At 60.2% G+C, this 24,966-nt stretch carries 22 protein-coding genes and 4 pseudogenes; 8 read left to right on the forward strand and 18 right to left on the reverse strand.

The features are described from left to right. Positions 1 to 174: 174 nt before the first annotated feature. The 8 genes from cysN to nodB form a co-directional block, all read right to left on the reverse strand. A complete protein-coding gene (cysN, locus tag DBIPINDM_RS00515) occupies positions 175 to 2,115 on the reverse strand; it encodes a sulfate adenylyltransferase subunit CysN (RefSeq protein ID WP_258580993.1) in 1,941 nt (646 codons plus the stop codon). Between the two features lie 2 nt (positions 2,116 to 2,117). Then, a complete protein-coding gene (gene cysD / locus DBIPINDM_RS00520) occupies positions 2,118 to 3,023 on the reverse strand; it encodes a sulfate adenylyltransferase subunit CysD (RefSeq protein WP_258580994.1) in 906 nt (301 codons plus the stop codon). Positions 3,024 to 3,218: 195 nt separating this feature from the next. Continuing rightward, complete coding sequence (locus DBIPINDM_RS00525) at positions 3,219 to 3,452, reverse strand: DUF2061 domain-containing protein (protein ID WP_183455225.1); 234 nt, start codon at positions 3,450 to 3,452, stop codon at positions 3,219 to 3,221. A 223-nt stretch (positions 3,453 to 3,675) separates the two neighbouring features. Beyond that, positions 3,676 to 4,422, reverse strand: coding sequence for a sulfotransferase (locus tag DBIPINDM_RS00530; RefSeq protein WP_258580995.1), 747 nt, complete (start codon positions 4,420 to 4,422; stop codon positions 3,676 to 3,678). Between the two features lie 290 nt (positions 4,423 to 4,712). Beyond that, on the reverse strand, positions 4,713 to 5,501 hold the full coding sequence (locus DBIPINDM_RS00535; RefSeq protein WP_183455227.1) for an ABC transporter permease: 789 nt from the start codon (positions 5,499 to 5,501) through the stop codon (positions 4,713 to 4,715). A 3-nt stretch (positions 5,502 to 5,504) separates the two neighbouring features. Then, positions 5,505 to 6,419, reverse strand: coding sequence for a nodulation factor ABC transporter ATP-binding protein NodI (gene nodI, locus DBIPINDM_RS00540; RefSeq protein WP_183455228.1), 915 nt, complete (start codon positions 6,417 to 6,419; stop codon positions 5,505 to 5,507). 232 nt (positions 6,420 to 6,651) lie between these two features. Next, positions 6,652 to 8,004, reverse strand: coding sequence for a chitooligosaccharide synthase NodC (gene nodC / locus DBIPINDM_RS00545; protein WP_183455229.1), 1,353 nt, complete (start codon positions 8,002 to 8,004; stop codon positions 6,652 to 6,654). 14 nt (positions 8,005 to 8,018) lie between these two features. Continuing rightward, complete coding sequence (nodB, locus tag DBIPINDM_RS00550; protein ID WP_258580996.1) at positions 8,019 to 8,675, reverse strand: chitooligosaccharide deacetylase NodB; 657 nt, start codon at positions 8,673 to 8,675, stop codon at positions 8,019 to 8,021. A 518-nt stretch (positions 8,676 to 9,193) separates the two neighbouring features. Between nodB and DBIPINDM_RS00555 the strand changes: the two are divergent. Beyond that, a pseudogene (locus DBIPINDM_RS00555) lies at positions 9,194 to 9,428 on the forward strand (IS630 family transposase); the annotation flags it as partial. A 483-nt stretch (positions 9,429 to 9,911) separates the two neighbouring features. Here the strand turns inward: DBIPINDM_RS00555 and fabG are convergent. From fabG to DBIPINDM_RS00580, 5 genes and pseudogenes are all read right to left on the reverse strand, one after another. Further along, on the reverse strand, positions 9,912 to 10,649 hold the full coding sequence (gene fabG / locus DBIPINDM_RS00560; protein ID WP_258580997.1) for a 3-oxoacyl-[acyl-carrier-protein] reductase: 738 nt from the start codon (positions 10,647 to 10,649) through the stop codon (positions 9,912 to 9,914). A gap of 277 nt (positions 10,650 to 10,926) precedes the next feature. Beyond that, positions 10,927 to 12,135, reverse strand: a complete 1,209-nt coding sequence (locus DBIPINDM_RS00565; protein WP_258580998.1) for a beta-ketoacyl-[acyl-carrier-protein] synthase family protein — start codon at positions 12,133 to 12,135, stop codon at positions 10,927 to 10,929. Beyond that, positions 12,136 to 12,417, reverse strand: a complete 282-nt coding sequence (locus DBIPINDM_RS00570) for an acyl carrier protein (protein ID WP_183455234.1) — start codon at positions 12,415 to 12,417, stop codon at positions 12,136 to 12,138. Between the two features lie 110 nt (positions 12,418 to 12,527). Then, positions 12,528 to 12,647, reverse strand: a pseudogene (locus DBIPINDM_RS00575) (polysaccharide deacetylase family protein); the annotation flags it as partial. Positions 12,648 to 12,688: 41 nt separating this feature from the next. Further along, entirely contained in the window at positions 12,689 to 13,279 is a 591-nt protein-coding gene (locus DBIPINDM_RS00580; protein WP_258580999.1) for a NodA family N-acyltransferase, read from the reverse strand. Between the two features lie 324 nt (positions 13,280 to 13,603). Here DBIPINDM_RS00580 and DBIPINDM_RS43505 point away from each other — a divergent pair. Further along, positions 13,604 to 13,849: pseudogene (locus tag DBIPINDM_RS43505) on the forward strand (helix-turn-helix domain-containing protein); the annotation flags it as partial. A gap of 192 nt (positions 13,850 to 14,041) precedes the next feature. Here DBIPINDM_RS43505 and DBIPINDM_RS43510 read toward each other — a convergent pair. From DBIPINDM_RS43510 to DBIPINDM_RS00600, 5 genes and pseudogenes are all read right to left on the reverse strand, one after another. Next, entirely contained in the window at positions 14,042 to 14,224 is a 183-nt protein-coding gene (locus tag DBIPINDM_RS43510) for a transposase (RefSeq protein WP_416361689.1), read from the reverse strand. Between the two features lie 155 nt (positions 14,225 to 14,379). After that, positions 14,380 to 16,251: an acyltransferase family protein gene (locus tag DBIPINDM_RS00590; protein WP_258581000.1), complete on the reverse strand. Its 1,872-nt coding sequence runs from the start codon at positions 16,249 to 16,251 to the stop codon at positions 14,380 to 14,382. A 483-nt stretch (positions 16,252 to 16,734) separates the two neighbouring features. Then, positions 16,735 to 16,887, reverse strand: a complete 153-nt coding sequence (locus DBIPINDM_RS43515; RefSeq protein ID WP_416361690.1) for a LuxR C-terminal-related transcriptional regulator — start codon at positions 16,885 to 16,887, stop codon at positions 16,735 to 16,737. Then, positions 16,830 to 17,351: an autoinducer binding domain-containing protein gene (locus DBIPINDM_RS00595; protein WP_258581001.1), complete on the reverse strand. Its 522-nt coding sequence runs from the start codon at positions 17,349 to 17,351 to the stop codon at positions 16,830 to 16,832. The genes DBIPINDM_RS43515 and DBIPINDM_RS00595 overlap by 58 nt, the downstream gene beginning before the upstream one ends. A gap of 202 nt (positions 17,352 to 17,553) precedes the next feature. Continuing rightward, a pseudogene (locus tag DBIPINDM_RS00600) lies at positions 17,554 to 18,012 on the reverse strand (pantoate--beta-alanine ligase); the annotation flags it as partial. A gap of 195 nt (positions 18,013 to 18,207) precedes the next feature. On the opposite strand from DBIPINDM_RS00600, the gene DBIPINDM_RS00605 reads away from it, so the two are divergent. The 6 genes from DBIPINDM_RS00605 to DBIPINDM_RS00630 all read left to right on the forward strand — a co-directional run bounded on the left by DBIPINDM_RS00605 (position 18,208) and on the right by DBIPINDM_RS00630 (position 24,961). Further along, complete coding sequence (locus DBIPINDM_RS00605; protein ID WP_258581002.1) at positions 18,208 to 19,167, forward strand: NUDIX hydrolase; 960 nt, start codon at positions 18,208 to 18,210, stop codon at positions 19,165 to 19,167. Positions 19,168 to 19,230: 63 nt separating this feature from the next. Continuing rightward, positions 19,231 to 20,205, forward strand: coding sequence for a quinolinate synthase NadA (nadA, locus tag DBIPINDM_RS00610; protein ID WP_258581003.1), 975 nt, complete (start codon positions 19,231 to 19,233; stop codon positions 20,203 to 20,205). Continuing rightward, positions 20,202 to 21,743: an L-aspartate oxidase gene (locus tag DBIPINDM_RS00615; RefSeq protein WP_258581004.1), complete on the forward strand. Its 1,542-nt coding sequence runs from the start codon at positions 20,202 to 20,204 to the stop codon at positions 21,741 to 21,743. The genes nadA and DBIPINDM_RS00615 overlap by 4 nt, the downstream gene beginning before the upstream one ends. A gap of 1 nt (position 21,744) precedes the next feature. Further along, positions 21,745 to 22,626, forward strand: a complete 882-nt coding sequence (gene nadC / locus DBIPINDM_RS00620; protein WP_183455240.1) for a carboxylating nicotinate-nucleotide diphosphorylase — start codon at positions 21,745 to 21,747, stop codon at positions 22,624 to 22,626. A gap of 188 nt (positions 22,627 to 22,814) precedes the next feature. Further along, positions 22,815 to 23,825, forward strand: a complete 1,011-nt coding sequence (gene bioB, locus DBIPINDM_RS00625) for a biotin synthase BioB (protein WP_416361691.1) — start codon at positions 22,815 to 22,817, stop codon at positions 23,823 to 23,825. Then, positions 23,822 to 24,961 carry an 8-amino-7-oxononanoate synthase gene (locus DBIPINDM_RS00630; RefSeq protein WP_258581006.1) on the forward strand — a complete coding sequence of 380 codons (1,140 nt, stop codon included), beginning with the start codon at positions 23,822 to 23,824 and terminating at the stop codon, positions 24,959 to 24,961. Before bioB ends, DBIPINDM_RS00630 begins: the two co-directional genes overlap by 4 nt. The last annotated feature ends 5 nt before the right edge of the window (positions 24,962 to 24,966 follow it).

The raw sequence follows: 24,966 nt of genomic DNA on the forward strand, positions 1-24,966 counted from the left end.
CGTTGTTTTTGAGTTTGCAACCGACATCGAACTGTTGTGTGCGACCCCGGCTCAACAATCCCTGCGGGTGGGGGCGAGGCGTCCGCCTTCCTCTCATGGCTAAATCAAAGACAGCCGATGGCGCCACTCGCGGCCAGTGCCGACCCTTCGAACAGGGCAACGACTGCCTTGTCATCAGATGGATCCACCATTGTCGGCAGGAGGTGGTTGCGCAATGTCGCGCTCGATCAGCCAGTGTTCCAGTGCGTCTACCATCTCTTCGGCCGATTTGCCGAGGGTCTTCAGATGGATTTCTGGTTTTTCCGGTACTTCATAAGGTGAATCGACACCGGTGAAATTCTTGATCTCGCCATTCAGCGCGCGGGCATAGAGGCCCTTAGGATCTCGCCTGGCGCATTCCTCGAAAGGCGTGTCGACAAACACCTCGATGAACTCGCCATCGGCCATCAACTCCCTGGCCATGCGCCGCTCGGCACTGAACGGCGAGATGAATGAAACAATGACGACCAACCCGGCATCGGCCATCAAACGCGCCACTTCGGCGACGCGCCGGATGTTTTCAACACGATCGGCGTCGGTAAAGCCAAGGTCGCGGTTGAGACCGTGACGCACATTGTCACCGTCCAGGATGTAGGTATGGCGGCCGGTGGCGAACAGCTTCTTCTCGAACAAATTGGCGATGGTCGACTTGCCGGAACCCGAAAGCCCGGTGAACCAGAACACCGCTGGCCGCTGGTTCTTCATGTCGGCGCGCACGCGCTTGCCGACATCGAGCGATTGCCAGTGGATGTTTTCGGCGCGGCGCAGCGAATGCAGGATCATGCCGGCGCCGACGGTGGCGTTGCTGATACGGTCGATCAGAATAAAGGCGCCGGTGGTGCGGTTCTCGGCGAAGGGATCGAAGGCGATCGGCGCCCGCGTCGAGATGTTGCAGATGCCGACTTCGTTCATCTCCAGCGACTTGGCAGCCTCATGGGCGAAGTCGTTGACGTTGACGCGGTATTTCAGGTCGGTGACGGTGGCGCTGGTCTGATCGGTTTCAGTGCGCAGGATGTAGGAACGGCCGGGCAGCAGCGCATGCTCGTCGAACCAGACGATGTTGGCTGCGAACTGGTCGGCGACCTGCGGCCGGGCGGCCGGCGAAACCAGCATGTTGCCTCTGGAGACCTCGACCTCGTCGTCAAGAACGAGCGTGATGGCCTGGCCGGCCACCGCCTGTTTAAGATCGCCGCCATAAGCGACAATGCGTTTGACATGCGACGACTTGCCGGATTTGGCGACAACGACCTCGTCGCCTTGCGCGATGGCGCCGGACGCGATCGTGCCGGCAAAACCACGGAAATCGAGATTGGGGCGATTGACGTATTGCACCGGAAAACGGAACGGCTGCTCGACGGCAGCCTCTTCGACCGAAACGGTCTCAAGGTGCTCGATCAGAGTCGGGCCGGAATACCATTTCATGTTCTGCGAGCGGCTGCTGACGTTGTCGCCATAGCGGGCCGACATCGGGATCGGCGCGATGGTCTGGAAGCCGAGATCACGCGAGAATTGCCGGTATTCTTCGACGATCCGGTCAAAACCCGCCTGATCGAAATCAACGAGATCGATCTTGTTGACGGCCAGCACGATGTGGCGGATGCCGAGCAACGAGGCGATGATCGAATGGCGCCTGGTCTGGCGCAGCACACCTTGCCGGGCATCGATCAGCACGATCGCCAGATCGGCGGTCGAGGCGCCGGTCGCCATGTTGCGCGTATACTGCTCGTGGCCGGGCGTGTCGGCGACGATGAACTTGCGCTTCGGCGTGGCGAAGAAGCGGTAGGCGACGTCGATGGTGATGCCTTGCTCACGCTCAGCCTCGAGGCCGTCGACCAGCAGGGCGAAATCGATGTCGTCACCGGTGGTGCCATGTTTGCGCGAATCGCGTTCGAGCGCGGCAAGCTGGTCCTCGAAGATCTGCTTGGTGTCGGACAAGAGGCGCCCGATCAGCGTCGACTTGCCATCATCGACCGAACCGCAGGTGAGGAAGCGCAGCAGCGACTTCTTCTCCTGCGCCGCCAGATAGTCGCGGACGCCGTCGGTGGGGGCAAGGCTCTTTGCCATGATGTGGCGCATGGTCAGAAATACCCCTCGCGCTTCTTCTTTTCCATGGAGCCGGCTTCATCGCGGTCGATCATGCGACCTTGCCGTTCGGAGGTACGCGCGGTCAGCATCTCGCCGACGATGGCTTCGAGCGTATCGGCATCGGATTCGATAGCGCCAGTGAGCGGATAGCAGCCCAAAGTGCGAAACCGCACCAGCCGGTTCTCGACTGTCTCGCCGGGGCGCAGTTTCATGCGCTCATCATCCTTGAGGATCAGCATGCCGTCGCGTTCCACCACCGGCCGTTCCTTGGCGAAATAAAGCGGCACGATCGGGATATTCTCTTGCAGAATGTACTGCCAGATATCGAGCTCGGTCCAGTTCGATAGCGGGAAGACGCGGATCGATTCACCCGACGCGATGCGGGTGTTGAAGATCTTCCACATTTCGGGCCGCTGGTTCTTCGGATCCCAGACATGCTGGGCGTTGCGGAAAGAGAATATGCGCTCCTTGGCGCGGGATTTCTCCTCGTCGCGGCGGGCGCCACCGAAAGCGGCGTCGAAACCGTATTTGTCGAGCGCCTGGCGCAGCGCCACGGTCTTCATCACATGGGTGTGGGTGTTCGAACCGTGATCGAACGGGTTGATGTTGTCGCGCACGCCGTCTTCGTTGACATGAACCAAAAGGTCGAAGCCGAGTTTTTGTGCCATCTGATCGCGAAATGCGATCATCTCGCGGAATTTCCACGTCGTGTCGACATGAAGGAACGGGAACGGCGGCTTGGCCGGATAAAACGCCTTCATCGCCAGATGCATCAGCACGGATGAATCCTTGCCGACGGAGTAGAGCATGACCGGCTTGGCAAAGGCGGCCGCAACCTCGCGGAAGATGTGGATGGACTCGGCCTCCAGACGTTGCAGGTGCGTCAAAGGAACATTCATGTCGGCACTTTCTAATCCAGCCTTTGACGGCGCTTAAAGCGCCGCCCCGGGCAGAACTGCCAGTCATCCCCGAAGCGGGCCCTTGCAAGCGCGAATGTGCGCCGGACGTTCGACGCTTGCTGAAACCATATGATCACAGCTTTCGTCATCGCGACGATCTGAGACATCCGAGAGATTGCCCCAATGGTGTGCTGTTTAATCAGCCGGCAATATCATGCGCCGGCCAAACGGAATGAACGACCATGCCCGTTCGTGGAGATAGTACAGCACGATTTTTGTAATAACTTCAGCACTGGCGATCGATCCCGCGGAAACGACGTTTCCAGTTATGAGCCAGCTCAGCGCGAACGTATCGACACTGCCTGTGATGCGCCAACTGACAGCCTTGGCTATGGATCTGCCGTGGGTCTCGGGAACAGGAATGAACATGCGCAATCGCTCCAGGAGGACGTCAAAACCGACCTGATTTGGTCAGCTTGGTTTGATGGTGGGAACGTTCTTGATCCTGCCTGTCGATCAGGTCGGGAGGAAGTACGTTGGCGGTCATGCCCTTCTTGGCAAGTCTGCAACAAGAACGCCCTTAGTTGATGCCAATCGCGGCCAAGTGGCAGCCCCGTCGTGGAGCAAGCCCGCTACTGGCTGCGAAGGCCAGTCACACGGCAGCGACGTCAAAGAACCTCGCATAAGGTCCGTTTGCGAAGTGAAGCCGCAACTCGTCGAAGTTCTCTACCGTTTCGTCGAGCGGTCGCGCTTCCTGGCGCTGAAGGATGGCGCGACCGGAAAGCTGAAGCCCCGGAACCCCCAAGAAATCCCAAACCGCTCCCAAACATGTGGCGGGTTCTTGAAGAAGGCTCTCATATTCGATTACCAGCACGTTGGACGGCGCGAAGGCGTGCGCTACTCGAGCGTAGAAAGCGTCGGCGGTTTTGAAGTACGCCTCGCAGTTGGCGATTGGCAATCTGACCCGTGGTGGCGGAGCCGCATCCTTGTCCGAACTGAACTTCAGCCATTGGCCGCTTTGCCGTGCCTGCACCAGCGACCTTAGCGATTCCAGTATGTTTCTCCGGACCACGAGGATGACCTTTAGTCCTGGCCAACGGGCCAGTTCCGCAAAAAAGCCCGGATGATCGTGAAACTGAGGTTCGTTGACCTTGCAGCCAACATGCGTCACCGTCTTGTCGCTCCAAGTGGGACAGCGCACGTAAGCAAGATCTAGGAGCTCGCGATCGCCGAGCAGCAAGCGATCCTTATCGGGCCAGTTGGTGTCGTACTCGTTGAGCAACTCACCGTTACTCAATATGTTCGGATGCTCGTTTAGCAATACTTCCAGGTAGTGTGTCCCGGTCCTTGGCATAGCAAGGATGGCAAAAGGCTCAGGTGTCGGTGAAATGTGGGTCATGGTGTGTGTTCCAGCTGATGATAGTTTCGACGGTTCAGGGGCGCCCAGGACAAGAATACTGGATGTGATCTCTTGAGACGCGGACGGATGCAATCCGCGCTCATGCAGCCGGATCGCGCCATGAGGTTCTGGTATCGCAGACCGGCGTGCAAGGCTGCGTCCAGTCGCGTGTGCGCCTCAGCTTGTGTGTTCTGCTGTCCCCAACTCACAGTCGCTGGGCCAAGCACGCTCGCGGCTGTAGCCGTTCGCGATGCTGACTCTCGTTCTCCTTCTTGTATTCGAAAGCAGCATCAACGCAGCAGGCGCCGGCGAAGCAGCACCATCGAGAGGAAGAACGGCACTACCGCGTATATGCAAAGCGCACCAATGTGCAGGGCGATGTCCCCAGCCGGGCGATCAAGCATGCCCGGACGAATCAGGTCGATCGAATGCGCCAGCGGTAAGATGCCCGCTATGTGCTGAAAGGTGCTTGGCAGTTGAGTGACCGGGAAGACAGCGCCGGACAGGAACAACATGGGTGTGAGGAAGAGCGTCTGGTAGAATATGAAGTAGTGGTAACTGGGCGCAAGCGCGGTTACGATCATCGCCAAGCTCGCAAAGGCCAACCCAGTGAGAGCGATGACTGGTAGCACATAGAGGACGGACGACCATGCTGAGTAGCCCGCTATGACGGCCACCATCGCAATTGCCGTACCGGCCAGAAAGGCCCTTGTGGTTGCCCACACCAACTCACCGAGAACGATGTCGCCCAGGGTAAGTTGTGTGTGCAGGATCGCTTCCCAGGTCCGCTGTTCGTTCATGCGAGGGAAAGTCGCATAAATTGTTTCGAAGGTGGACGCGGTCATCGCACTTGTCGCGACCATGCCGGCTGCCAAAAAAGCAGGGTACGACGCGTCTTCAACGCGACCTACCATCATTCCGAGACCAGTGCCGAGTCCGAACAGGTAGATCATAGGATCGGCGAGGTTACCGAGAATCGACGCGAGCGCGACCTTCGTCCATGCCAGATAGTTGCGGCGCCATACCGCAATCCAGTTCCAAGCGTTGGCGGGTAGAGCCGCCGAAAAACCTTTACCCATCGTTCACTTCTCCATCTCGCGTCCGGTCAGCCGCAAGAAAACGTCCTCCAGACTGGGTGGACGCTCCAGAAGGCGCAGACCCGCGCGCCCGCGCAGTTGTACGCGAACCTGCTCCGGATCGGCCGTATAGCAAAAGAGCGTCTCGCCGCTCACCTCGACGCGCTGCACGTATGGCCTGATCAGCGAAACCAACTCCTGGGGATTCCCGCCGAAGATCTCGATCACCTGGCACCCGATGTGTTCCTCAATCAGGGCATGAGGGCTGCCTTCGGCGAGTTTGCGTCCATGCTCCAGAACGCACAGCCGATCGCATAAACGCTCGGCCTCTTCCATAAAATGGGTAGTCAAAATGATCGTCTTACCGCGCCCCAGCAGGAAACGCAGACGCTCCCAAATCAGGTGTCGCGCGTGCGGGTCGAGGCCGGTCGTCGGCTCGTCCATCACGAGTAGCTGGGGGTCGTTGATCAGCGCACGTGCCAGTGTCAAACGCCGTTTCATGCCGCCGGATAGTTCGCCGACACGTGCATCCGCCTTGCTCTCAAGACGGGCGAACTCGAGGAGCGACGGGATGACCTCTTTGATCTTGCGTGTGCTCATGCCGAAGTAGCGCCCGAACACCAACAGGTTCTCTCGTACGGTGAATTCCTGGTCAAGGTTGTCGAACTGCGGAACCACGCCGATGCTCTTGCGTGCCAAGCGACTCCGCGCACCCACTGGCTCTCCAAGAACCGTGATCTTGCCCGCATCAGGCACTGTCATGCCGAGGAGCATACGCGCAATCGTGCTCTTGCCCGCACCGTTCGGCCCCAGCAAGCCGAAGCACTCTCCCGACGCAACGGTGAACGACAGCCCGTTCACAACAAGCTTGTCGCCGAAGGATTTCTTCACGCCGGCAAGGTCGATTGCTACTTTGGACATGTGTCTATCTCAGTCTTAAGAGGCCGATCAGCCGGCCGGTAGCTAATTTGCGAATATTTCTTGGCAGAACCGGCCATCGCATTGTGACGGCCCCTTTGGATAGTCACAGCCGAAGCAAGCGTGTGTCGCCCTCACCGGACGGATTAAAGTCGAGATGCAATCGATCGCCGTTGCTGACAATTGATGGATGTTGCCCAAGCTCACAACGTGTCCATCCAGCCAACGCACTCGATCACTCAGCGCTGCAAACGCTGTCCGCGTTCACCAACTTTGAAGAATCGCGCGGAAGATCCGTTCTTCGAATTGCCTCAGCACTTCCCGAACTGCCTGTACCAACTCCGGCAATCGGGTTTGCGACGATGATCTGCTTTTTGTCTGCGTTGGGCAGGGTGGCAGTCTTGCGTGAAAGCCAATCACTATTGCTCAAGGTGCACAAAGCATAGGCTTTCAAGGGGAGTAACAGAAAGATGTTGATAAAAGTGTGCAGAGAAAAGCCGATAAATCGAGCTTGCCGAGCTCGACATGCTGTCACGGTGCACCGAATGATGGTCATTGCTGCAATAACCAGGATTGTCGGCCACGGCAGCGTGGCTGTCAGTGCAAACTGCGCAATCCCGGCTATTACCGACAGGGCAAGAAGTAGCGGGCCAAGATTCTGTCCGACGACGTCCAATGTAAGATAGCGATCGAGGCCGGGCAACAGGCGCAGCGCAAGCAGCGTGTCGCGGAAAGTGCTCCGTGCCCAGCGCAGCTGTTGGCGCAGATAAGGTCCTAACCTATCGGGAACCACCGTTACAGCAATAGCGTCCGGAACGTACTCGGTTCGAAAGCCTGCCTCCAGCATGAGGATCGTAAGATGGCGATCCTCACCGAAGTCGCTTGGCTTGCCCCGGAACATCTGCGTCTCGTACTGGTCTAGCAGCGAAAGCAGCGAAGATCGGCGGTACATAGCACAGGGGCCGCAACAGCACATGACGGCACCGAAGCGGGCTTGCGCCGCCCTCTCCTCGTTGCAGGCCAGCCAGTACTCCATATCGATCAATCGGGTCAGCCAAGTGTCGCTCCGGTTGCTTGCCGTCAACTGGCCCATGGCAGCGCCGATTGCTGGATCCTGCATCTTCCGTGCAAGCTTCCTGATGACGTCGGACGCAAGTGTCGTGTCCGAGTCGACGTTGAGCACCAAATCTCCAGATGAGCGACGTATCGCGGCGATCTGCGCTTTGCGCTTGCCGACATTCTCTGGGAGCAGAATGAAGTCGAATCGCGGGTCGCCGGCGTAATTGTCGTGAACGGGAATGACGGCGTCGCGATTTCCAGAACCGTCATCAACCACGTAGACACGTAGCTTTCCGGCGTATTCCTGGTTTGCAATGGAATCTAGGCACGCCGAGAGCGTAAGCGGGCCTTCGTTGTAGCAGGGGATGATGACATCCACGCTCGGCCAGAGGTCGGAGCCGACCAGGTCTTCCGACGCCGGTGCAACGGTTGGCGGCAGGGAATAAACCGCCTGCATGCCCTTATAAACAGTCGAGAGCAGTGCATAGCACGCGACGGCGACAGTACTGGTCGTGGTAAGCAGGTCCATGGGATCTCGTATGTTCAGTGATGTTGAGGGAGCGGGCGGATTACAAAACCGCGGTGATGCAGCGCTGGAATCAGACGGGATAGCGCCGTGACAGTCTGGTCACGCAGACTGGCGTAAGTGGCCGATTTCAACTCCTCGGGCCACCCGTCGTGCAAGAGCACAATTGCGCCCGGCCCAACACCGGTGAGCACCTCATCGACAATCGCGTCGACGCCAGGGCGAGCCCAGTCTCGCGGGTCAACTGACCAATGGACGCATGCCAATCCAGCGCGCGCCGACGTAGTGAGCACGTCCTCGGTCCAGACCCCATACGGCGCGCGCATGCGCCGCACCGTGGCCTGGGGACACGCCATCCTGATGGCGTTGCTTGCCTCGACTATTTCACGTTCGACTTCGCCGGGTCCGCATCTGGACAGGTCCGGATGAGTCATCGTGTGATTGGCTACCTCGTGCCCTTCTGCAATCATTCGTCGGATGAGTTCCGGCTGGTCTGCTGCGTGGGCGCCGATGACGAAGAACGTCGCCGGCACCCGATGTTGCGCCAACAAATCGAGGATCTGCGGTGTGCAAACTGGATTGGGCCCGTCGTCAAACGTCAAATAGACGCTGCGATCTTGAGTGCCGTCAGCGCAGTCACTGGGCACTTCGCACATGTAGTCCACATTTTTCATAGGTTCGGAACGCTCCGATCGATTAGGGTGCCGGGCGGCCACTCGCCCATCGAGCATCGAATTGGCGCAACATGGTTCGGCATCGCCTGCCGAACCGTGCCGGATGGAATGGAGAGGTTGTCGCGTCGTGTCGACGCGATGGACCTTGCACGGGTCACCGAAGAACCAAGCCGCAATCGACATGCGACTTGATTGATGTTGGGCGTATGCCGGAAGGCGTACACCAGAAAATGCTCCTCGGGGCCGAAAGTGCTCCTCGGAGCTAACGCAAACATCGACAACGTTCCTTTAGGACTTCCTTGAATTCTCCCTATGCGACGTTCTGCAAAATCGGTAAAATCGTTTGTTTCGATCAGATGCATCCACGCTTTGGATAGCTGATGACATGCGTTTTCAAACGGCTCGATGTAAATCTCCTCGTGGTGTACGACGCGCGCTCGCCGGGCGCGGCCTTACTGCCGCGGCAAGCCGAAGCATCGGATGACACGAGCCCTTTCGAACAATTTTCGTGACTAGCCCGCCAGCTTGCGGCGCGCTTTGGCGCGTCGCATTGTGTGGTCCAGCGCTATCGAGCTACGGTAGCGCTCGGCCTGGGGTGGCCATCGCCGCAGCGTTCTGGAGCATCGGGCGTTCATCATCATCGAGCGGATCGAGCAGACCTCGAATCTGACGCTGCATCGGCAGAAGCTGGCCGCACGCGGTATCTTAGTGTCCCGTAATGCGGTTTGGCAGTTTCTCAGGCGCGAGGGGTTGAGATGCGCCAGCTCATCCACACAACCACATCCACCGAATGCGCAAACTACCTCGCAAACCCTCGTGGGCATGCTTCTATCAAAATGCTCTAAGCCAACCGGCCATGTCGTCGTGCGGCTGCACGATTCTTTCCACGATGAAATATTGCCATGAACAGCCGCGAACGTGTTCTAATACCGCGTGCGGAAGCACTCGCCCCTTAAGTTCGTTAGAGTGGCGACCTCTCGCGTGATGCCAACCCGCACGGTGGCCATCTCCCGCGTAATCTCGGCCGCCACTACCTGTGGCTCTTGGCCATCGGGGCGGCCGACGGCCAAGGGTGATCACGCTGCTCTGCTGGGCTATCTGCTCAATCACGCATATTGCTGCCCCTTCGGTGATGCTGGATGAATCCCAGATATTCGTGGCAGATAGCTGGTTGCGCAGGTCGCGGACCGTGACGCAAGCGCGTTTTGGAACAGGTAAGCTCCGGTCAGCCCGTGCTCAGATCATAGCCATGCCGCCATTCACATGGATGGTCTGGCCGGTGACGTAGGCGGCTTCGTTGGAGGCGAGATAGGCGACGGCGGACGCGACTTCAACGCTGGTGCCCATACGGCGCGTCGGGATCGCCGCCATGATCGCCTCTTTCTGCTTGTCGTTGAGCTTGCCGGTCATTGCCGATTCGATGAAGCCCGGGGCGACGCAGTTGACGGTGATGTTGCGGGTGGCGATCTCCTGCGCCAGAGATTTGGAAAAGCCGATCATGCCGGCCTTGGAGGCGCAGTAGTTGGTCTGGCCGGGATTGCCGGTGACGCCGACCACCGAGGTGATGTTGATGATGCGGCCGTGGCGGCGGCGCATCATCGGATGGGTGAGTTCGCGGGTCAGCGTGAACACGGCTGTCAGGTTGACTTCGAGCACGGTGTCCCAGTCGGCATCCGACATGCGCACGAACAGCCCGTCCTTGGTGATGCCGGCGTTGTTGACAAGGATGTCGACGCCTTCGAGGTCGGCCTCGGCCTTCTGGCCGAGCGCCTTGACCTCGTCGCGGTTGGCAAGGTTGGCCGGGAACAGCTTGACCCGGTCGCCAAGCTCGGCGGCCAGCGTCTCGAGCTTTTCGACACGCGTGCCGTGCAGGCCGACGATGGCGCCCTGCGCATGCAGCATCCTGGCGATCGCCTCGCCGATGCCCCCGGATGCGCCGGTGACGAGCGCCTTGCGGCCAGTCAGTTCCAACATTTATTATGCTCTTTTCAAATGCTGCAGCATCGCCGCGCCAGAAGTCTCGGTTCGTGGCAGCTTCCTCGCCGCGAACTCGCGCAGCGCAGAGGTCTCGGCCACGATAATTCTAGGCGCCGGATGACCGACGTGGTCACCTCAATCTGCTGCTTCACTGGGCTACTGCAAGTACTTGCACTCCAACCCTTCAGCCCACCTGAGCAAGGAGGCCGCTACGGACCGATCGGGGATTCCGCAAACATCGGGATACAGAAGGTGACCTTGCCGGCATGTCGTCCTACACCTGCCTGAATGCCAGAACTGCGTTCATGCCGGCCATGGCGAAGGCGTTGCTCAGTGCCACGCGGACCTTGCGCTCGCGCGCGACGTTGGGCGTGACATCGAGATCGCAATCGGGGTCGGGCTCGCGATAATTGGCGGTCGGCGGCACGACACCCTCTTGGATTGCCATCACGCAGGCGATCATTTCAAGCGCGCTCGCGGCGCCGAGGCAATGCGCGTGCATGGACTTGGTGGAAGAGATGGACATCGAGTTGGCGTGGCCACCGAAGACTCGCTTGATCGCCTCCGTCTCCATCCGATCATTGGCCTTGGTGCCGGTGCCGTGCGCATTGATATAGTCGACATCCTGGGCATTCAGCCCGGCATCGGCAAGGCAGGCGCGCATCGCCGCCTCCGGCCCCTCGACAGCCGGCGCGACGAGGTTGAAGGCATCAGCGGAAAGGCCGATGCCGGCGATCTCGGCAATAATCGTTGCGCCGCGAGCAGTGGCATGTTCATAGCTTTCCAGCACTGCCATCCCCGCACCCTCGCCCAGCACCAAGCCCCTCCTGTCGGAGGAGAAGGGCCTGCAGGTATCTGGCGCAATCACGCGCATTGCTTCCCACGCTTTCACTACACAAAATACGAATGGCGCGTCGCTGCCTCCGGCAAGCATCACGTCGGCCCGGCCGCACCTGATCTGGTCTACGGCTGAGGCAATCGCATGGTTGGCAGAGGCGCAGGCGGAGGTGACGCCGAAGACCGGCCCGCGCAGGCCGAGGCTCATGCTGACCTGGCCGGCAGCGGCACTCGGCATCGCCTTGGGTACGTCCATGACGCCAGCACGGCGCGCGCCGTTCAAAAGGAGAGCGCGGTAGCTTGCCTCGATCGCTTCCCAGCCGCTGCCGCCGACGCCCACTATCGCACCGAAGCGATAGGCATTTCGTTCATCGGAGGAAAGTCCGGCCTGTCGCATGGCTTCCCGCGCTGCAAGCACGGCAAGCAGGCTGAAGCGGTCCATGGTGACGAGCTGCTTGCGGTCGATGTCGTGCTCAGGGAGCGTCTTGATCTCGGCACCGATCGTGCCGGTCAACCCATGAAGCTCTGAAGTGACAATCGGGCCGATTGCTGAGCGACCTTCGCGCATCTCTTTCCAGATGGAGGGGGCATCAGTGCCCAGCCCGCACAGCCCGCCTATTCCGGTGATGACGACCCGCCTGTCCATTCAAGCTGCCTCAGCAAGCAAGCCGCGGATGGCTTTCACAATGTCGCCAACATTCTGGAGATCCGACCACGCCTCCGATGTGTTCATTTCGATCTTAATGCCATAGGCTTGCTCGAGGTCCCAGAGCACGTCCGCCAGTCCCAGCGAATCGATGCCGAGCGCGGTCACTTCCGTCTCGGTCGTTATTTCGCCGACTATGGGTCGAAACGCTCCCGCAAAGTTCTCAGATTCGACGCGTTTCTTGATTATGGTAATGATTTCCGTTGCGAGTTGATCAGCCATTCTGTCTGTTCCTTTCGATTTCAGCTGGTTTGACGTGGACGCGGCTCAACTCCTACGGGCCGCGTTGCGAAAATAGCCACCGACAAAGCTCATGCTCATAAGGGCGGGCTGAGTTCCGGCCGATCTACGGCGTAGGCTCCGATGACGAAGAAGGTCGCCGGCACCCGATGTGGCGCCAGCACATGACGGATCTGCGGTATGCAATGTGGGTTGGGCCAGTCCTCAAAGGTGGCGTCAGCGCATCACCCGGCACTCACATGTGTAGTCCTGCTTACAATTCTGGACCGTTTCGGTCGATCAGGGTGCCGGACGGCCACTCGTCCATCGAGCGTCCAATTGGCGCAACGAAGACGATCAAGTCCTCGACGCGGGTGGGCGGCAGGTCGGGATGTATATTTGCGAGGGTGGACCGTACCTCAACCCCCGACACAATGCTCGCCAGACCGCCGCGGCAGAACCTCTCAACGTGGTTCCGCATTGCCTGCCGAACCGTGCCGAACACAAATGGAACCCCCATCCGCTGCAGCAATGGGTACACAACGCTCAGTGAAAAGCTGATTCCGAGTCCCTCAAGATCCGGACGGACCCCGTATAAGCCAATTTCGGCCACCAGTAGATCGACCTCGCCAACTTTGATGAAGCGGCGCAGTATGCCAATATGAGCCGCTATGCCGTGCGCGTCGTAACCGATTGCGCGGAATTCCGGCCTTGCACCGGCCCAGCTACGGCCGCCTTCGAATGGCTTCGCGAGGAAGGCCCCATGCCGTCCATAAGTCTTTAGAAAGAAATCGGAGAGTTCGACATGGTCGGCCAGTTGCAATTCATTTTCCCAGCACAACTTCCACCGTACGTCAGAGCCCATGGAAATACCTCATCTTGATTGCAGTTTTTGAGATAAGCGCCTACGCATGGAGAGCTTGTCGCGTCGAGCTGACGCGATGGACCTTGCGCGGATCACCGAAGAACCAAGCCGCAACCGACATGCGAGTTGATTGATGTTTCGGCGTATACCGGAAGGCGTACACCAGAAGATGCTCCTCGGAGCCGAGAATGCTCCTTGGAGCTAACGCAAACATCGACGATTTTCCTTTAGTGCTTCCTTGAATTCTCCCTATGCGACGTTCTCCAGAATCGGTAAAATCGTTTGTTTCGATTAACGGCATCCACGCTATGGATAGCTAAAGACATGCGTTTCAAAGGGATTGACCTAAATCTCCTCGTTGTGCTCGACGCGCTGCTGGTGGAGCGCAGCCTCTCGGCGGCGGCCCGCCCCATCAACCTCAGTCAGCCGGCCATGAGTGCGGCCGTCGCCCCCGCTGCGCGATTTTTTCGGCGATGAACTGTTTACGACGAGCGGCCGCGAACGTTTTGTGACCCCGCGTGCGGCAGCACTTGCCCCCGCGGTTCGCGACGATCTCTGCACATCCAGTGCTCGATTATGGCTGTCTACCACAAGCAGCTGTCCGGCAGCTTACGTTCGAGAGATACATGTCGATGAGGCACGTCTCGGTCAGGTTCGGGCGTATTCTGAAGCCCTCCATCGAGGAATGGTTCTTGCTTGAACACCCCCGTCGCGACCCATCGCCGGTATCGGCGGAAGACGCTGTTCCACTTGCCCTATTCATCAGGCATCAGGCAGATGAGGCCATTGCGCCCCGGTTCGGGCCATCCACATCCTGCCTTCGAAATAGCGCCGATTATCCTGCGCCGGACGGCACCCTCGACCCCACTCTGCTGGCAGCAGCGGCCCGATCCGTGCCCATTCCTCGTCCGATACCCCAATCCGCGCGCCCAACGCTGCCTCCAAAAGACAGCCTTGAATCAGCGACCGAGTCTAGCGTCAAGCTTTGTCCACGAAGCCTAATAGACGACAGTGTCTCCAAACTTGCCCCAACACATGTGTGAGCTTTGCTACGCGCGCGAATGCACCTCGCACTCGTGCTTTGCCAACCGCCCGCGGGCTTATTTCGTCACAGCAAGGGCATTGTCTGTGGCTAGAACCGGCCAGTATTTCGAAATTGCCAGAATTGCGCCGACGGAAGAAAAATGACCGTAGTCGAAATAGAGAAACTCGCCTGCGTCGGCGTAGGGGCAGCGTCCTGCGCTACAGAGGAATTTCAGCGGATCGATGAAAGTGGCGCCTTTGGTAAATGAGCGCACACGATTGTTGATGTCGGGATCCATGGCCATTGGCCAGTATGTATCATCCGAATTTCTGCGCTTTGCGAAGAATGCGATTATCCGAACGTCGGTTATGAATTGCGGAGACTGGCCGATGACGAACACGCGCACACCCTGGCCACGAAGCGTATCGATCGTTTGCTGGAGACCGTCGAAACTTCTCGCCTCGTAGTCGGTCCACCGCCCGCTGAGGACAACCGTCTTGATGCCTGCGTCCCGGATGATCTCCAGGGCCTTCTGATTGAACCGTATGCAATCCGGGCGTGCATACGAGAAGTAAGAGAGAATCGGTGGACAGCCTGCGTAAGTATATTCCACGACGTTGGCTTGAATTTTCCTTTTGTTGGCCTCCAGCCCTGAAACATAATGGGCGGCGAAGGAGTCGCCCCACAACAAAACGGTCGTAGCGAAGCCGCGAGTGCGTGTGCAGTCCTCGATGTTCCAGCTTTCGATCCGGCTCGAGCCCTCGTTGAAACAGGTCCCCTCGAGCCAGTCCCCGGCAGGAATCCGCTGCTGGGCATACTCCGGGAACCGTTGCGGAAAGCCGTTGCCGAGCGCGCCGGCCGCCCCGCCAACGCAAACAAGAGCGATCGCACCCGCTGAAAAGGCGAAGATCGGCAACGGGGCGGTGAAGGACCTTTTCTGCCGAAACGGCTGCTCGATATACTTCCAGGAGAATGCAGCCAATGCGAAGCTTGCAACCGTCATCGCAATGATTATCGACGGGTCGAGATTTTGTAACGAAAGATAGTGCGCGAACGCATTGATCGGCCAGTGAACAAGATACAGCGAATAGGAGATGAGGCCGATCAAGACCAGTGGCCGGACTTCGAGTATGCGGCTAGCAATCGTCGAGGGGCTATTTTGGCCGACATAGATAAGGAGGGCCGTTCCGATGCACGGATACAGCGCGTTGTAGCCCGGGAACGGATCGCTCTCCGAAATCGCGAAGAACCCGATGGCGAGAAGGCCAAATCCGGCCAGCCCCACCATTTCCATAAGAAATCGATTGTTCAACGGCGGGGGCCGTTTCAGCATGAGCACGGCGCCCAGCATGAGTTCCCAGACTCGTGTCGGCAGCAGGTAGAATCCAGCGCTTGGCGCCAGCCATGTCGCCATGACCGCGAGCACGAAGCTGCCGACAATGATCGGTAGGAGTGCTGTCAGCCAGCGCTTCGCAAAATAGCGATAGATCAGGAACATCAGGATTGGGGCAAAGATATAGTACTGCTCCTCGACCGAAAGCGACCACGTGTGCAACAGCGGTCGGAGCTCGGCATCGATGGAGAAGTAATTTGACGTTTTCCAAAAATAGATGTTTGACCAGAAAGTCGATGCCGCTATGACGCTGAGACTGAATTCATGCAGATCTGACGGCAGAAGAATGAACAATGCCGCGATGCAGGTGAGGAGCGTGACAAAGATCAGAGCCGGCAGAATGCGTCGGGCACGGCGCCAGTAGAAGCTGACGATCGAAAACTCGCCGCGTTCAAGGTCGTCCAGAAGGCTTCCGGTGATCAGGTAGCCAGATATGACGAAGAAGATGTCCACACCGGTAAAACCGCCGGGAATTGCCGAGATTCCGAAATGGAACAGTACGACCGGCAGCACCGCAAGGGCCCGAAGGCCATCGATATCACGCCTGTATGTCATTAAAAAAGTCCTCTGTTCACAGGCCACGGCGAGTGTCGGCAGCACACAGTTTGGGCTGGCGTCGGTACCCGCAGCCCTTGGCGGCCCCTCCCCTTCCGGTCGCCCGCAAAGCTCTCCGGACGTGTATGACCATGTCATCGACGCCAGCCTCCTTCGCTGGGACAATGACATTTTCGGGGAAGGCATTCGGGTTAAGGCGTTCTCTGCTATTGACCCGCCGAACCAAGAAACATCCTGTGCCAGGTGTCCTGACGTGATTTCGAAGCATGAGGATCCATTGCGATGCTGCGTAGTCCGTTCCAAAAATCGGCACCAAAACTCAGTCGGCGGCGGACTAACGTCTCCTCGCGCTATTGAGCAAATCGATTTTGTTTATGAGGCCCCATCCAATTGATGGATGCATGCCCCCCGGGCGCCTTCACTGCCGGAATTAGGGAGACTGGGGCGGACGATGCTCGCTTCAGATAGAGGCGAACGAGACGATCAGGTTCTGGCGTGACCGGAAGCGGCCATCCTTGCTACAGCCTGATTGATGGTTCGCACGCCAAGCTTTGCCTTGGCGTTTTCCAGATGGAAGGTCACTGTGCGTTTCGAGAGGCCGAGGATCTGGCTGATATCCCACGCCGCGCCGCCCATTTCAGAGCTTCGAACTCCCGCGTCTTTGCGCCATCCACCACGCAATTGCCGGCGAGCCTGCGCCGGACATGAATGTGGAAGTTGATCGCTACCAACTGCAATGCTTTTTCGTAGCATTCCAGCGACCGCAAGACAGGCGGACGCGCCTCATCGGAAGCGAAGGTCAGCGCAGCAAAGCGGCCGCGATGATCATGCATGGACATGGTCAAGCCGCACCGAATGCCAAACTGAACTGCGTTTTCCAAAACTTCTTGCTGCGAGGCTGGCAAATACCGATGATCTCGATCCAGCCCCCAGTCGAAAGTATCCCAGCCTCGCAGCCCGCGCAGGATCACCGGATCGCCGCTGTGGTAGCGCGGTTGCAGATAATTGGAGGTCCAGGAAGAAGGATAATTCGAGATCACTAGCGGCGTGTCGCTGAAGGCTGGCGGGTAAGTGAAGTAAGCGAAGAGCGGAAATTCCAAGCCGGCGGCGGCCGAGGGATTGCCTCGTGGAGATCCGCAGCATCGACGCTTGCCGAAAGTTGCTCGATGAATTTTTCAAATAGCCGATGCATCTGGTTTTGCGTAAACTCCGCGGATGTTCCTCGATGCCAGGCGCGGGGCTCGGGCTAAACGATCGCGAATCGAAGCGACGCGCAGGATCTCGTCCCCATCATCGCTCCCATTACTTTCCTGCCTCTGCTTGAAGACAACGCCGCGAACCTGACCAATTGCCAGGCGGTGACGTTGACACATTGTCGATGAGCCGTGTGTCGCCCAGCCAAGCCGCGACAAGCAGCCGTGCCGGTCGGTCAAGGCTTGCCAAAGCTCGCAGATCTGTTACCGCGCGAAGTTCCAGGTATTCGACCTCGCGATAGCCGGCGGCCAGAATTGTTGCACGCGCTCCATCAAGCGTTGGCTGACGGGAGAGCCGCGCTCAAGCCGCTCGGCCGTATCGAAGAGGACCGATGCCAGCTTTGCGGCGATGACGCGTTCCGCTGGCGAGAGCCGGACGTTGCGCAATATCAAGGTCCCTCACCATGCGTCTGACAGTCTGAAGCTGCTGGAAATCCTTCTCGCCAAAAAACGCGAAGTCAGCGCCTGTCTGCGGAAAGAGCTTGGCCACGACCGTCGCCACACCATCGACAGCCAGCTGCGCTCAACCCGCGCCTCCTTCCCTGGCGTTACCCGCTGCGGGTGTCGCGTTTGGCATATTTTTGTGCAAATGCGAAGAGCTAAAAAAGCGGACTTGCGGATCTGCGGTGTTGACGCGCAAACCTCCACGCTTACACTAAATCGATTAAGGCGCCCCTAGCTCTGGGCCAACCACTTCGCGGACATGGACCACAAGAAAACAGGAACCAGGAAAGACAGAGCCGCCATCAAGGCCGGCCAAGTCAAAGTCGATTTGATCGCCGTTGTCGTCGCCGTCAATGACAGTGAACCCTGTGTCCTAACAATCGGCCGGATGAACACCCTTCCCTCCGGACCGTTTGCGCTCGAGCACCGATCGCTGCAATCCGGCCTGAGGGGGTGGGTCGAGCATCAGACCGGCCATCCGCTTGGGTACACCGAGCAACTCTACACGTTCGCGGATCGGGACCGCATCGGCGCCGAGCGCGAGCGCGCCATCTCCATCAGCTATCTCGCACTGACCCGCAAGGAACAGAGCTCGACCGAGTGCGGCTGGCGAAGTTGGTACGAATATTTTCCATGGGAGGATCACCGCTCCGGCACGCCGCCGGTGATGCTGGATTTTGTGCGACCGCGCTTGATCGAGTGGGCGGATGGCGCAAGCGACGCAGCCACGCGACGCGAACGCCGTCAGCGGTCGGCGATAGCGTTCGGCTTCGATGATCGCCATTGGAACGAGGAACTCGCGCTTCAACGCTATGAGTTGCTTTACGAAGCAGGCCTGGTTCAGGAGGCCGGAAGCGGAACGGACGCGACCCCGCTTCCCCTGGTGCCCAGCGAGTCCATGGTCGCCGATCATCGCCGCATCATGGCGACCGGCATTGCGCGGCTGCGCTCCAAAATCAAATACCGGCCGGTCGTCTTCGAGCTTATGCAGCCGACTTTCACACTGCTGCAGCTGCAGCGAACGGTGGAAGCCTTAGCTGGCAGGCTCATCAACAAGCCGAACTTCCGCAGGCTTGTTGAGCAGCAGGAGCTGGTCGAGGAAACTGGCGAGACTTCCGTTGATACGGGGGGGCGACCAGCAAAGCTCTATCGTTTCCGCCGTGGGGTCCTCGATGAAAGGGCGGTCGCGGGCACGAAATTGCCGCTGACGCGGGCTTGACAACCTTATAGTCAAGGTAGACATATCCCCTTATTATCAGATCGAATATAATCGGAGGCGCTGATGACTGGGGCGTTACCTACTGCCGCGTCCTTGTACGAGCGCGTCCGGCGCGTGGTCCCGCCAGTCGAATGGTCGGCCTTTGCAAACGACATTGATGCCATCCTCGCGCTGAAGCGGGAGCGCAACGCCATCATCCTGGCGCACAATTATCAGACGCCTGAGATCTTCCATTGCGTCGCAGACGTCGTCGGCGACAGCCTCGCACTGGCCCGTAAAGCAATGGCGGTGGATGCCGACATCATCGTGGTTGCCGGCGTGCATTTCATGGCCGAGACCGCAAAGCTGCTAAATCCGAACACGACCGTGCTCATCCCGGACATGGGCGCCGGTTGCTCACTGGCGGATTCAATCACGGCACAAGATGTGCAACTGATGCGGCAGCGCTATCCGGAGGTCCCGGTTGTCACCTATGTCAATACGTCCGCCGCCGTGAAGGCCCAATCCGACATCTGCTGCACCTCGGGCAACGCCAAGGCGGTAGTGGAATCGCTCGGCGTGCCGCGTGTGATCATGCTGCCCGATGAATTTCTTGCGAAGAACATCGCCGCCCAGACGAAGGTCGAGATCATCGCCTGGAAGGGTCACTGCGAGGTGCATGAGCGCTTCACCCCGGCCGATATCCGCGAGCTGCGCGCTGCACACGCGGGCGTGGTCGTGCTCGCCCATCCCGAATGTCCACCCGACGTTGTCAGAGAGGCGGATTTCTCGGGGTCGACGGCCGCCATGTCGGATTATGTCGAGCGGGAGAAACCGGCACGGGTCGTGTTGATGACGGAATGTTCGATGAGCGACAACGTCGCGGTCGCGCATCCCGCCGTCGAGTTCGTTCGCCCCTGCAATCTTTGCCCACACATGAAGCGCATCACGCTCGCCAACATTCGCGCTGCGCTCGAGGAGAACCGGTACGAGATCCGGATCGATCCCGGGATAGCCGACCCCGCCCGCCGCGCGGTCGAGCGCATGCTTTCAATATGAACCTTGATGTCCTCGACATCGCCGGAGCGCCGGTCGTCATCGGCGCCGGCATTGCCGGCCTGATGACGGCGCTTCATCTAGCGCCGGAACCGGTCGTGCTTCTGTCCAATGCGCCGCTTGGAACCGGAGTCTGCAGCGAGCTCGCTCAGGGTGGTCTTGCGGCAAGTCTCGGCGGCGACGACGACCCCGAACTTCATCTTTGCGACACAATTGCAGCCGGCGACGGCCTCTGCGACGAGGCGACGGTGCGGCGAGTGGTCCGGGCTGCAACCAATGCGATCAAGACCCTGGACCGCTTCGGCGTCGCCTTCGACCGCTACCCTGAAGGCGCTTTGCGGCTCGGGCTTGAGGCAGCACATTCGCAACGGCGGATCGTGCATGCCGGCGGCGACGCCACGGGTCGGGAGCTGGTCCGCGCACTCATCGCCGCAGCGCGCCGGACAGCCTCGATCACTATTCTCGAAAACGTGGAGGTCCGCCGCCTGATCGTGGAAGACGGGTCGGTCATCGCCGTGGTCGCGGTCGGGTACGCGGGTGCGGTCGCTTTGCCCACGCGCCGCGCGGTGCTGGCAACCGGCGGCATCGGCGGCCTGTTTTGCGACACGACAAACCCGCCTGGCTCATGGGGACACGGGCTGGCACTCGCTGCCTGGGCCGGGGCAGAGCTCGCCGACCTGGAATTCGTGCAGTTCCATCCGACCGCCCTCGACACCCCGCGTCGGCCGATGCCGCTGGTGAGCGAAGCAGTGCGCGGCGAAGGCGCGATGCTCATTGACGAGCGAGGAGAGCGCTTCCTCGCTGAAACGCCTGGCGGCGAGCTTGCGCCTCGCGACGTGGTGGCGCGCGCCGTTTGGCATCAGCTTGCTGCCGGGGGCCGCGTGTTCCTGGACGCGCGGCGATGTCTCGGCCCTAGTTTTGAAAAGCGCTTCCCAGGCATTGCCGGTTTGTGCCGCGAGGCAGGCGTAGATCCTGCGACCGACCCGATTCCGGTGCGCCCAGCGGCACATTATCACATGGGCGGCGTTGCCGTAGACGCCGGCGGCCGCAGCTCCGTCGAGGGATTGTGGGCGTGCGGCGAGGTTGCTTGTACTGGCCTGCACGGCGCCAATCGTCTCGCAAGCAACTCGCTCACCGAAGCGGCGGTCACCGCGAGCTGGGTTGCTGAAAGCGTTGCCGGCGCATCGTATACCCGGCGCCGGCGTGTATGTTCCACGTTGGTGCCTCCACGGCCAGACGCTTCAGGCATCAGGGCGGTCGTCTCCGCCGCACTCGGCATCATCCGCGATGGCCAGACGATGCGCGAAGCGGTGGCGACCCTGCTGCCGATGGCAGGTCACGACGGCCCCAAGTCCGGCCCGGCTTTGGTCTCACTGATGCTGGCCGTTGCAGCCCTACGGCGAGAAGAGAGCCGCGGCGCGCACTGTCGATCCGATTTCCCCCGGCGCGATGCAGACGCGTGTACGTCACGGCTGACGCTGAACAGCGCAATGCAGGCCGCCGCCGCACTCAGTTGCCGGGCACCGATACGGAGCACGTGATATGGTTTCATTCTCACCCCTCCCCTCGACACTGATCGAACCGATCGTGCGCGGTGCCCTTCTCGAAGACCTTGGCAGATGCGGCGACCTGACCAGCGATGCAGTGATCCCCCACGATTGCATTGCCACCTTGGTGCTCAAATCGCGACAGGCGGGCATCGTTGCCGGGCTCGATCTGGTCGCGTACGCCTTCCTGCTCGTGGAGCCCGCGATCGACATTCACATTTGGCGTCCTGACGGCAGTGATGTCGGGGCGGGCGAAACCATCGCGAAGCTGTGTGGACCGGCGCGCGGCCTGCTCGCAGCCGAGCGCACAGCGCTCAATTTCCTGTGTCGCCTGAGCGGCATTGCCACAGCCACAGCGGCGATGGTGGAGTCCGTGCGTGGCCACAAGGCGAGGATCGTATGCACTCGAAAGACGACTCCCGGCCTGCGCGCGCTGGAGAAATACGCCGTGCGCGTCGGCGGCGGCGCCAATCACCGCTTCGGGCTCGACGACGGCGTGCTTATCAAGGACAACCACATAGCGATCGCCGGTGACATCCGCACAGCTATAGAGCGGGCGCGCGCCGCCGCAGGCCACATGGTGAAGATCGAGGTTGAGGTCGACACGCTGGAACAGCTGGATATCGCGCTTACAGTTGGAGTCGACGCGGTGCTGCTGGACAATATGTCAGTCGAGGACCTTGCCCGCGCCGTGGCAACGGTCGGCGGCCGCACAATCACCGAGGCCTCAGGTCGGGTGACACCGAAAACGGCTCCCGCAATCGCAGCCACCGGTGTCGATCTCATTTCCATGGGCTGGCTGACACACAGCGCGCCGATCCTCGATATCGGCCTGGACATGCCAGCCCTGGGAAACATCGGCACCCGCTTGAACTGATGGAGACGAAATGAAGAGCAGTACCCCTCGGACCTGCACGCAGCGAAAAGGTGCTCGAAGCGAGCCTGTTACCGTTCAACAACGTGAGATTCGAGGCGCATTGCGCTGACGACGGTCATAGTGCTGCGAGCCCCGCCGGTCGATTGACCCCTGCACGCGCTCGCCGACCAGCAACAAGGCTTTTGAAGATGACGATTGAAATGAACGCGGAAACCGATGTGAACCAGGTTGTGGACACCATCGACGTAGCGCTACCCCGATGGAGCAGCAAGGAGGCGGAGGCGATCCACGGCATGCCGTTCAATGACCTGCTCTTCCTGGCTCAGACGGTTCACCGCCAGAACTTCGATCGCAACCGGGTGCAGCTGTCGCGGCTGCTCAGCATCAAGACCGGCGGATGCCCGGAGGATTGCGGTTATTGCAGCCAGTCTGCACATCACAACACCGGCTTGATGGCCACGAAGCTGATGGAGGTCGAGCGGGTCATCACTGAGGCGACCAAGGCGCGTGACGCCGGCGCCACCCGCTATTGCATGGGCGCGGCCTGGCGCCACCCGAAGGAGCGTGACATGAACGCCCTGATCGCCATGGTCGAGGGCATAAAGGCACTCGGCATGGAGACCTGCATGACGCTCGGCATGCTCGAACTTGGCCAGGCGCAACGCTTAAAGGCGGCCGGCCTCGACTACTATAACCACAACATCGACACCTCCGAGCGCTACTACCCAGAGGTTGTCTCCACCCACACCTTTGCCGACCGGCTGCAAACGCTTGGCCACGTGCGCGAGGCTGGCATAAAGGTCTGCTGCGGTGGCATTTTCGGGATGGGCGAGGAAAAGGCCGACCGCATCGACATGCTGGTCACGCTGGCCAACCTGCCTGAGCCGCCCGAAAGCGTGCCGATCAACCTTCTGATCCCCATCAAGGGCACGCCGCTTGCCGAGGCCGGCCCCCTCGACCCGCTCGACTTCGTGCGTACAATTGCGCTCGCTCGCGTCATGATGCCCAAGTCCTTTATAAGGCTGTCCGCCGGTAGGACGGCGATGAGCGACGAAATGCAGGCACTGTGCTTTTTCGCCGGCGCCAATTCCATATTCGTTGGGGACACGCTGCTGACGGCAGAAAATCCCGGCGAGGACAAGGATCTTTTGCTCTTCCGGCGCCTTGGCATCGAGCCGATGGCGCCTGAGGCGAAATGAACGAGCCGCCGCTTGCCCGCTATGAATCGACCTTGCAGGGACTGGCGCGCAGGGACCGGTTGCGCACACTTGCGCCACGCGCCGGGCTCGACTTCTCGTCGAACGACTATCTCGGGCTGGCCGCCTCCAGGAGACTTGGCGAGGCGGTTGCGGCTGCCATTGCGCGGGGTACGCCGGTTGGCGCAACCGGGTCGCGGCTGTTGCGCGGCAACGCGCCGGAGCATGAGCAACTGGAGGCAGACGCCGCGGCGTTCTTCGGCACCGAACGCGCGCTGTTCTTTGGCAGCGGCTACATCGCCAACTTCGCCCTTCTGACCGCGCTGCCACAGAAGGGCGACCTGCTGGTCCTCGACGAACTCGCCCATGCCAGCATGCATGAGGGCGCGCGGGCAGGACGCGCCGAGTTCAAGCTGGTTGCGCACAACGACGTCGATGCTGGCGAGGACGCGATCACGCGCTGGCGCGCCGAAGGCGGCATGGGACGCGTCTGGATCGCGATCGAAAGCCTCTACAGCATGGATGGCGACCGCGCGCCGCTAAAAAGTCTTGTCGCGCTTGCCGATAGGCACGAGGCATTCCTTGTCGTCGACGAAGCGCATGCCACCGGTGTCTGGGGACCGGATGGCCGGGGGCTGGCCGCCGCATTCAAGGGCCGCGACAACATCGTCGCGCTCCACACATGCGGCAAGGCGCTCGGCGCGTCCGGCGCGCTCGTCACCGGGCCGGGACTGCTATGCGACTATCTCGTCAACCGTTGCCGGCCATTCATCTACGCCACCGCGCCATCGCCGCTGATGGCGGTGGCAGTGCGCGAAGCGCTCGCCATGCTGTCCGACGAGCCCATGCGCCGCGTTCAGCTGCAGGATCGCGTTGCCTTCGCCGGCCGTCAATTGGCCGAGCGCTGCGGCGTGAAGCCGAGCGGCTCGCAGATACAGCCCTTTGCCATCGGCGATGTCGGGCGCACCATGGTGGTGGCGGCGGCACTGCGGGCCCGCGGCTTCGACATCCGCGGCATCCGCCCGCCGACCGTGCCAGAGGGCACATCGCGCCTGCGCATTTCGCTGACGCTCAACGTCGACGAAGCTGCCATCTCGGCCATGGTCGAGGCGCTCGTTGAGGTGTTGGCCCAAACATGACCGGA

The organism is Mesorhizobium sp. AR02 (assembly GCF_024746835.1).
Classification (GTDB): Bacteria; Pseudomonadota; Alphaproteobacteria; order Rhizobiales; family Rhizobiaceae; genus Mesorhizobium.

Excerpts from the sequence above, each read along its gene's own strand:
- cysN (WP_258580993.1), bottom strand. The coding sequence starts at position 2,115 with ATGCGCCACATCATGGCAAAGAGCCTTGCCCCCACCGACGGCGTCCGC.
- cysD (WP_258580994.1), bottom strand. The coding sequence starts at position 3,023 with ATGAATGTTCCTTTGACGCACCTGCAACGTCTGGAGGCCGAGTCCATC.
- DBIPINDM_RS00525 (WP_183455225.1), bottom strand. The coding sequence starts at position 3,452 with ATGTTCATTCCTGTTCCCGAGACCCACGGCAGATCCATAGCCAAGGCT.
- DBIPINDM_RS00530 (WP_258580995.1), bottom strand. The coding sequence starts at position 4,422 with ATGACCCACATTTCACCGACACCTGAGCCTTTTGCCATCCTTGCTATG.
- DBIPINDM_RS00535 (WP_183455227.1), bottom strand. The coding sequence starts at position 5,501 with ATGGGTAAAGGTTTTTCGGCGGCTCTACCCGCCAACGCTTGGAACTGG.
- nodI (WP_183455228.1), bottom strand. The coding sequence starts at position 6,419 with ATGTCCAAAGTAGCAATCGACCTTGCCGGCGTGAAGAAATCCTTCGGC.
- nodC (WP_183455229.1), bottom strand. The coding sequence starts at position 8,004 with ATGGACCTGCTTACCACGACCAGTACTGTCGCCGTCGCGTGCTATGCA.
- nodB (WP_258580996.1), bottom strand. The coding sequence starts at position 8,675 with ATGAAAAATGTGGACTACATGTGCGAAGTGCCCAGTGACTGCGCTGAC.
- fabG (WP_258580997.1), bottom strand. The coding sequence starts at position 10,649 with ATGTTGGAACTGACTGGCCGCAAGGCGCTCGTCACCGGCGCATCCGGG.
- DBIPINDM_RS00565 (WP_258580998.1), bottom strand. The coding sequence starts at position 12,135 with ATGGACAGGCGGGTCGTCATCACCGGAATAGGCGGGCTGTGCGGGCTG.
- DBIPINDM_RS00570 (WP_183455234.1), bottom strand. The coding sequence starts at position 12,417 with ATGGCTGATCAACTCGCAACGGAAATCATTACCATAATCAAGAAACGC.
- DBIPINDM_RS00580 (WP_258580999.1), bottom strand. The coding sequence starts at position 13,279 with ATGGGCTCTGACGTACGGTGGAAGTTGTGCTGGGAAAATGAATTGCAA.
- DBIPINDM_RS00590 (WP_258581000.1), bottom strand. The coding sequence starts at position 16,251 with ATGACATACAGGCGTGATATCGATGGCCTTCGGGCCCTTGCGGTGCTG.
- DBIPINDM_RS43515 (WP_416361690.1), bottom strand. The coding sequence starts at position 16,887 with ATGGGCGGCGCGGCGTGGGATATCAGCCAGATCCTCGGCCTCTCGAAA.
- DBIPINDM_RS00605 (WP_258581002.1), top strand. The coding sequence starts at position 18,208 with ATGGACCACAAGAAAACAGGAACCAGGAAAGACAGAGCCGCCATCAAG.
- nadA (WP_258581003.1), top strand. The coding sequence starts at position 19,231 with ATGACTGGGGCGTTACCTACTGCCGCGTCCTTGTACGAGCGCGTCCGG.
- DBIPINDM_RS00615 (WP_258581004.1), top strand. The coding sequence starts at position 20,202 with ATGAACCTTGATGTCCTCGACATCGCCGGAGCGCCGGTCGTCATCGGC.
- nadC (WP_183455240.1), top strand. The coding sequence starts at position 21,745 with ATGGTTTCATTCTCACCCCTCCCCTCGACACTGATCGAACCGATCGTG.
- bioB (WP_416361691.1), top strand. The coding sequence starts at position 22,815 with ATGACGATTGAAATGAACGCGGAAACCGATGTGAACCAGGTTGTGGAC.
- DBIPINDM_RS00630 (WP_258581006.1), top strand. The coding sequence starts at position 23,822 with ATGAACGAGCCGCCGCTTGCCCGCTATGAATCGACCTTGCAGGGACTG.